This is a genomic window from Clostridium sp. MCC344 (genome assembly GCF_018785365.1).
Taxonomy (GTDB): domain Bacteria; phylum Bacillota; class Clostridia; order Lachnospirales; family Lachnospiraceae; genus Pilosibacter.
Genome location: NZ_WQPQ01000108.1, coordinates 1 through 551 on the forward strand (window position 1 = coordinate 1; position 551 = coordinate 551).

A 551-nucleotide genomic window follows, 5' to 3' on the forward strand; every position below is an offset into this window, starting at 1 on the left:
CCTGTTGTATTTTATTGGGATAGATCCGAAACCGGTATACTACGTTCATGTTTTTTCTCCCCCTGTGTCTCGATGTACTGGCGGATCACTTCGATCGGAGCTCCGCCGGCACTCAGGAGGCAGAAGCTCTGACTCCAGAACATTTCCTTCCAAAGCTTCTGCCGGATCTCCGGATACTCTTTTTTGATCAGACGGCTGCTGGCACTTTTATAGGCATTGATAAATTTACTGAGTTCCGACTTCGGATGGGCACGGAACATGATATGGACATGGTCCTCATCGTGATTCCACTCTTCCAGGGTGATATGATATTTGGGCGCAATGTATTCAAAGATTTCTCGTGCGCGATCCGAGATCGGATCATTCAGGACCTTTTTCCGGTACTTTACGACCAGAATCAGATGATAATAGAGTAAAAATACTGAATGTGCATTATTGTCAAGTTCTCTCATATTTATCAGCATTTCTTTCTATTTCGACTGATTTAATTATATCACAAATGAGATCGTTTGTCTATTATATTTTAGAACATTTGTTCTGTTTGATCTGCA

At 41.9% G+C, this 551-nt stretch carries 1 protein-coding gene; it reads right to left on the reverse strand.

All coding sequences use genetic code 11. The features are described from left to right. Positions 1 to 11: 11 nt before the first annotated feature. Positions 12 to 452, reverse strand: coding sequence for an IS200/IS605 family transposase (gene tnpA / locus GPK90_RS17975; RefSeq protein WP_117483318.1), 441 nt, complete (start codon positions 450 to 452; stop codon positions 12 to 14). Between the last annotated feature and the right edge of the window lie 99 nt (positions 453 to 551).